The following is a 7547-nucleotide window of genomic DNA, read 5'->3' on the forward strand; positions in this document are numbered from 1 at the left end:
TTTGCTGGTCATTTCTACTACGTTATCGGCTTCTCATGTAGGCTAGCTACACATCAAAGCCTCTGCCTTGTAGAAATCCCCAGCAATTCGCTGCAAAAATCAGCTCGAAAGATCAACACGCCCTAGTAAAGGGCTAATTTAACGTGTGATTATGTGCGCTCTGCCAAGTATGCTTCGTAGTCTGGGATCTCAATGATCACTTCTTCTTCAAGCAGTGAAGAGTTAAACAGGAAGTTAGCGGTAGCGCGGTTGGTTGCTACAGGGATGTTCCAAACACTTGCGATACGAAGCAGTGCTTTTACGTCCGGGTCGTGTGGTACAGCATTCAATGGGTCCCAGAAGAAAATCATCATATCGATCTTGCCTTCAGAGATAAGCGCACCAAGTTGTTGGTCACCGCCCATTGGGCCACTGATCATACTCTTAATCGCTAAGCCTGTTTCTTTACTGAGTAGAGAACCTGTCGTGCCCGTTGCATAAAGGAAGTGCTTTTGTAGTTTTTCTTTGTTCTCTTTGACCCATCTTAATAGCTCAGGTTTGAAATGGTCGTGAGCGACCAAAGCGATATTCTTATGCGTTGGCATAGTACGCGTCGTTTTTTGCATGGATGTTCCCTAAATGATTGATTCGTTTTTATTGTTTTGAGTTCTTTAGTCAATATAGCACTAAGGATTCACACTGAATACCGGGCGAAACTCAGAAGGTGACAATGAGTCAGCGATAATTTGATCTTTGAGTGTTGCGGGTGTCAGTGCCTCAATCATGGGTGCGCTATGTTTTTCATAAGGTTGACCACGCAAGTAATGGGTGGCTTGCTTTACCGACAAGCGACCTTGTTCAACCATTTTATCTGTTGGTGCAAAAAGCACCTTGTTACGAAGCAAACCGCGGTAAATTCCGTGACTTAAGTAACTTGAAATTAACCCAATATCTTTGGTTTTACCCGCAGCTCTTAGTTCACTTATCGCAGCTTCAATCGCGACTGCACTTCCGACTATATATTGAATATCCGGTTGTTCGATGACTTGTTGTACCAAGTTTCTTTGCAGTTCTTTATCGTTGTCTGCCCAATAGCTGATCGCGATTTTGATATCGCTCGATTTGATTGCATCATAAAACCCGAGTGCCACAGGTTTAGTGCCACCGCTTGCTTGTGGGCCAAGTAGTAGGGCGATAGGTGTTTCTCCTGACCCTTTTGGATGTCTTTTCGACAAAAACTCTCCGACTTGGAAGCCCATTTGATACCAGTCGACACCGACCGTGCCTTTTAATACTCTTTGTTGCTCTTTATTGACGGTTAACTCATTGACTGTGGCAAACACAGGGGTTGCTCCGACCCAGTTGGTCAGGTTCTCATGGTAAGCGTCAGGCGAAACGGTGCCTAAAATAATGGCATCAGCCCCCCATTGCGTGCAAAGCACCAGTTGTGAGGCTTGTTTAGCGACGTTGGGGTAACCGCCAGCTTCCAAAACTCTAAGTTCGACTTGTTGCTTTTCTGCTTCTGAGACCATTCCGTAGTTAACCGATAACCAATAAGAGTCTTTTAGGTGCGGATAAATGGCACAAATTTTTTCTTTTTGTGATGTGGCTTCTGCCGGTTTTATTGGGCTCAAAGGCTCACTAGCACTTGCTACAGTGGTGACTGATGCTAGTAATGAGAGAAGAATTTTTGAAGTTAAAGGTCTAGATAGCATGAATTGCCGTTTTATTGGTTTTAGATAAGAAACACTGCAAAATATAGCGTATTCTGCATGGGTAAAGAAGAACGTTTTAAGGTTTAGAGTTTATGTTGTTAGCTTCAGCGAGTATTGGACGCAAGCTACTGGCCTCATTCTTAGTGATGGCCCTGTTGGTTTTATTGTCTGCATTGATCGGTGTTTCTGGTTTTAGCTTTGTAGCAAAGACTGAAAGAAACGTCGTCGATTCTGCTCTTCCTGCCATGATCGAAGCTCGTCAAGTATCTGAGTTGAGTAACCGTATTATTTCGTCGGTACAAACGCTTTCTAATGCGAGAAATGAAGCAGAAAGAAAAGAAGCGGGCACTATGTTGTTCGGTCAACTTGAGTCGCTTCTTCAGCATATCAAAGAACTTGGCGTTGACAGTTTTGATTCCCAACTTCTTAATAAACTCGAAAACAATGTCCAAAGTGTTATTAATACACTGGCTGAGTTGGGCGTGTCAGTTGAACGTAAGCTTTGGTTAAACAAGGAACTGTCTTCTCGTGTTGAAGAGATGCGTCTACTTGCGGAAGAGCTAGAGCAGCTAACCCGAACCCAAGTGTTGAACACGGCCACCATCGCAGTTGCCAACGTCACACACATCTATGACCTGCTAGAAACCAAGCAAACTGATAAAGCCTACCAAGCCTTAGATGCGCTTGTTGAGGTTGACCTTGATTTGTCTGAACGCTTGCATGAATTACATTTGTTGGCGTACAAAATGCTTAATCAAATTGAAGAAACGCAGACTGTCACTAACGTTGAACGTATTCATCAAATCCAATCTGAGTTTGAATCTAATTTAAGAATTATGGCGCGCCGTGTGAAAGCGGTCGAAGATCCGACTCGCTCAGCGCAGATGTCTCAGCTTCTTGAAGAATTAAGAAAACGCCAAGTCGTGTTCGATATATCGCTAGAACAATATGAGAACACCAAAAAATCTGAATTTCTGATGCAAAATACGCTGGAGCTGTTTTCGCAACTGAATACAACGGTTAACCAATTGATCGATGATTCGAATCTAAGTACCAAAAAAGCGGTTGATGAGCTGACTAGCACGCTGAATCTAGCTCAATGGTCGTTGTCGGTGATTTCGGTTATTGGCTTGGTTATCGTTGCCGTTATTGTGTGGCGAGTTGTTTATATCTCGGTGGTTAAACGTCTTACTGAATACTCTTCAGCTTTGATGTCTATCGCTCAGGGGCGTCTGAATATCGATATCTCGGTTAAAGGTAATGATGAACTGGCTCATATGGGTGAGGCTATTATTACAGCGAGAAATACGGCACAGGCGCTACAAGTGGTAGCCGTTGGAGAAGCGAAGGCGAAACGTGAGCTCGAAGAACATAAAGAACACTTAGAAGAATTGGTCACCGACCGAACTTATCAACTGCAAAAAACCAATGAGAAGTTGAATGTCGAGGTGGAAAATCACGCTAAGGCTCGTAATGCCGCAGAGCAAGCAAGCCGGGCTAAGTCCGCCTTCCTCGCGACGATGAGCCATGAAATACGAACACCGATGAACGGTGTATTAGGTACGGCTCGATTACTTAAAGATACTGGGCTAGATCCTTTGCAATCGGGTTATGCCGATATCATTAACCGCAGTGGCAAGAATCTTCTCGCCATTTTGAATGACGTGCTTGATTATTCAAAGATAGAAGCGGGGCATTTAGAAATACGCACGGCTTCGTTTGATCTCTACCAAATGGTTAAAGATACCTACCAACTAATGGAGGGACGTGCTGCTGAAAAGAAACTTAATTTCGATTTCCATATTGAAAGTAACGTACAACGTTATTGGCGTGGTGATGTAACACGAATCAGCCAAATTTTGAATAATCTGGTTGGCAATGCGATTAAGTTTACTGAAACAGGCTCAGTCGATATCTTTATCAGCTTAGATATAGAAGATGAAAATCGAGTGATGTTTGAAGTGTCAGACACGGGGGTTGGCATTGATAGCAAAGAGCAAGCTTGTCTGTTTGATGCATTCACCCAAACCGGTAGTGGTCGCAATAAAACTGGCGGCACAGGGCTAGGACTAGCGATCAGCAAAAGTATCATGCAGGCAATGAACGGTGATATTGGTGTTCATTCCGAAGAAGGTGAAGGGAGCCAATTCTGGTTCTCAGTACCTTTGTTCGCGGGTGAGAAGATTGAAACGAAAGCACCGACTATTGAAGCTTGTATCCGTGCCAAAGTATTGTTGATTGAAGATAACCCTGTTAACTGCATTGTTGCTGAAGGGTTTCTGAATAACCTAGGCCATGACGTTGTGATGGCGATAACAGGAGAAGAGGCCAGAGCTATATTCAGTGAGCAGGCGTTTGATATTGCGTTGGTAGACATCAATCTACCCGATTGTGATGGCATAGAGCTGATTCAACAGTTAAAAGCGATTCTAGAACAAACGTCCACGGCTGAGCCGCTAAATATACCCCCTATGGTGGCGGTGTCGGCGCATGTATTCAATGAAGAAGTCGAAAGCTATTTAGCATCAGGGTTCGATGGTTTCTTGCCTAAGCCGTTGGAGAAAGAGGCTCTTTCTCAGATCATCGTTACTCAACTCGATGGTAAAGCACTGTTGTTACCACAGCCTGATCCGAATGATGCTGTTTGCAAACAAAACTATAAACGCGTTATTGAGAGTAACAGTGATGAACTGAACGCCACACAGATGGCAGATGTATTGGCTAATCACACGGCTATAATTGATTCTCAATATGATACAACTGATTCCCAAGACCAAGGAGATGCTTCGGTGAAATTGATTGATTCCAAAGTGATAGAGGGTGATTTGTCGATTCTTGGATTAGAGAAAATGAAACAGATCGTTGCGCTGTTTGATGAAAGCAGTGACCTGACCTTGAATGAATTAGCTGAGGCTAGTCAAGCGGATGATGGACGAGAAGTGAAGTCCTTGGCGCACAAACTTAAAGGGTCGGCGGGTAGTTTGGGTTTATCAGCACTGTACAGCTTGTGTCAGAGCATTGAAGCAAGCGAAGAACCATTATTGCAGTATCGAGATAACGACCAAGCTTTATCGGAACTAGTTAGAGATTCGTTGAAGGCACTTGTGCCCTATGTTTCCGTTTAACGATGTGAGCCTGTTTTAAGCTTATACCTAATCTGCAAGCTGAATAAAAAATCCTCTGAACGACTATTCGTCAGAGGATTTTTTCTAGCATGTGTACCAATGGTTCTTTAAGAAAGACTCACCAAGATTCCAAGCAATATAGCCGACGCTCAAGGCAATATACTCAATGCTCAAAAGCTAGAACCAAGGCCTAGCGCCTACTGGCTATCTATTTTTACTATCTATTCTCAAAACGGTTGTAATCCAATAAACCAAACTCAATCGGTTGATCTTGTTGATACCAACGGTGAACTCGGTCGCTGAATGGCCAGAACTCAGGCGAACTGCGTCGTACTGCAAACTTATCCAGCAACGCGACGTAATCTTTTTCTGTGTCCAAGCTTTGCAGTGCTTTAACCAGAGTCGGTATATCGCGCTCAGTTAATGACAGATAAGCGGCAGGGTAGCTACCTATAACCCCACGTACCAGTGTTAAGTCGTCATTGGCGTAATCTCGATTACCCTCTTCATTGAACAGGCTTGAAATGTTGCTGTGAGCGTTATTGTGAATCATAGTGAACAGCTGCTCATCGCCGCTCTCGCTTTCAATCATGATCGTCACTAATTGAGGCACATGACGCAGACCAACTCCCTTAATCAAATTCACTTGTTTGAGCAGAGCTTCGTTTTTCCGACTGAACCCTGTTTCGACAATATCAAAGCGATTATCGAGGATCGGCGCGAGCTTATCTTTGATCATATTAAGCAGTTCACGCTTAGGATTTGTCGTTTTGTATATCACGTTGGTTGGCTGGTCAAAAGGTGCAATATTGCGCTGCAAGTAGTCGCTCAACTGTGAGCTTTGGTTTTCATACCAACTTGAGTGTTCAATGTGTCGCACGTCTTTTGGAAGAAGGGTCAAGAAGTTACTCTCACCCTCAAGGCGCAAGAAGTCCATAAACATGCGGGTAATCAGTTGGTGGCCGAAGTTACCGTAGACATCAAAACCAGCAACGAGAAGGTAATGGATACGTTCTAGAAGGGCGTAATCAAGAATCCACGCTGTCTTGGGTTGTGGGCCAACTAAACCTTGAACAACTGAAGCGCTATCAAAGTGTCTAAAGATAGTAAGCGCGGCATTAGGGTTCGTGCCATTGCCATCCCAAATTATGTCTGTATCTAGATTTACTCCGCTATCAAACCATTGATTGGTGAAGTCTGATTTCGCATTAAGGTATCGAGCTTGCTGCTTCGCGTAGCTCACCCAGTTTGTGACAGGGACAGTGTTGCTTTCTAGTTCACTAGGCAGCTTTAGGTTTTGCTTCTGGTTGGCATAAAACTGATTAATTTCAGGCAGATCCGCTTTATCAGGATCGATGAATAGTACCCAGAATCTATCATTGATCACGTTGAGTGCCAGCTGCCCGCGACACACCGGCCCCTTGATAAAGGCCATGATGGTGTTTTGTGCATTGTCCAGCATGAAATGGAAGCGCGAGTTCACCGGAAGTGCTTCAAACGAAGTCATTGGATTCGCCGCGACGTCAATCGCGTAGCTAGGAAGTTGTTTGACAGCGTAACGAGCATCCACAAACCATGTGTTCCAATTGTTCAGGCGTTCTTCATTTAATGCGAAAGGCATGTGTGTTTTGTGGACGATGGTGCCTTGCTCTGGAATCAGGCGATAATAAACCCGATTCACTTTTGGATCGTCGTAAGGTCGACGACTCGTGATGCGTTGAACCGCTTCACCAGGAGGCGTCGCAGAACGAACCAAGGTGAAGAAGCGTGTTGGCTGAGCTAAATCAGAGAAATAGAGGTGTGATAGAAACAGATGTTCATAGATATAACGTGCTGAAAGCTGGCTTTTATTGTCACTCTTGTTGAGAAAGCCCTCGTAGATATCAACGAGCTCTTGCTCCGCATCATTCAGTGGAATATGGTCATTCATTAACGCGCCGTTTTCCAACCAACTCATTAAAGTCGCGTATTCCGTTTTATCTAAGTTCGGCATGCCATAAGGCATTCCCCACGTCGGGTAATCTCTTTCGTATTGAGCGTACTCTTCAATGGTTGGACACTGTTGGTCGCGATCGGTTGAAAAGTCGAAGCCTTCAAGTTGCGTTTGATCTGGAAGAGGGTGGTTTTCTTTTTGCATCAACATACGAGAAACAAGCCCAGCATCAAGGTTAGCCGTTGAATTCTGCATACGTTCGTTTAGCACTGGATGAAAATCCGCATCACGCCACTCTTGTGTGGTTATCGCGTCTTCAAACAGGCGGGTAGGGGCTGAGGCGGTTAAACGGGTGCCTTGATAAACGAGTGCTTTACTCGCCCCTCGGTCGATACCTTCAACTGATGACATTTTGAGCTGGCAAGGTGCATCATAACAAGCGTGGCAAACAACACAGCGGCTATCAATGATAGGTTTGACTTCGTCAATGAAATGCTGTGCTTGAGATGAAAGAATAGGCGCTTGGCGATCTCGGACTTGTTGTTCACCAAAGAGCTGATCGAAGTTCAACCCCGCGTAGACGGCACAACCTGAGAAGACGCTAACAAAAGCTAAAATGAAGAGTTTTTTCAAATTCATACGTATTAAAGATTAGGCATTTTCTCTAATTATATCGAAAATGATTGAAAAAGCTCATGTTCTGACTATTTTATAGATAAGATATTGATGTAAGTTATTTACTAGAGACTAGAGACTAGAGACTAGAGACTAGAGACTAGAGACTAGAGACTAGAG

General features: G+C 44.1%; 5 protein-coding genes. 2 read left to right on the top strand and 3 right to left on the bottom strand.

The window, feature by feature from the left end:
* Positions 1–149 precede the first annotated feature (149 nt).
* Positions 150–605, bottom strand: a complete 456-nt coding sequence (locus ACED42_RS01080; protein WP_009844869.1) for a methylglyoxal synthase — start codon at positions 603–605, stop codon at positions 150–152.
* Between the two features lie 60 nt (positions 606–665).
* Positions 666–1613: a TMAO reductase system periplasmic protein TorT gene (torT, locus tag ACED42_RS01085; RefSeq protein ID WP_240797169.1), complete on the bottom strand. Its 948-nt coding sequence runs from the start codon at positions 1611–1613 to the stop codon at positions 666–668.
* Here torT and ACED42_RS01090 point away from each other — a divergent pair.
* Both ACED42_RS01090 and torS read left to right on the top strand, forming a co-directional pair.
* Positions 1558–1722: a hypothetical protein gene (locus tag ACED42_RS01090; RefSeq protein WP_231847902.1), complete on the top strand. Its 165-nt coding sequence runs from the start codon at positions 1558–1560 to the stop codon at positions 1720–1722. The genes torT and ACED42_RS01090 overlap by 56 nt on opposite strands.
* Before the next feature lie 64 nt (positions 1723–1786).
* Positions 1787–4819, top strand: a complete 3033-nt coding sequence (gene torS, locus ACED42_RS01095) for a TMAO reductase system sensor histidine kinase/response regulator TorS (RefSeq protein WP_371701034.1) — start codon at positions 1787–1789, stop codon at positions 4817–4819.
* A 217-nt stretch (positions 4820–5036) separates the two neighbouring features.
* Here the strand turns inward: torS and ACED42_RS01100 are convergent, their stop codons facing one another.
* Positions 5037–7391 (bottom strand): fatty acid cis/trans isomerase, encoded by a 2355-nt coding sequence (locus ACED42_RS01100; protein WP_371701036.1) that lies wholly within the window; start codon positions 7389–7391, stop codon positions 5037–5039.
* Positions 7392–7547: the final 156 nt, after the last annotated feature.

Source organism: Vibrio sp. FF145, assembly GCF_041439075.1.
GTDB classification, from domain to species: domain Bacteria; phylum Pseudomonadota; class Gammaproteobacteria; order Enterobacterales; family Vibrionaceae; genus Vibrio; species Vibrio tasmaniensis_A.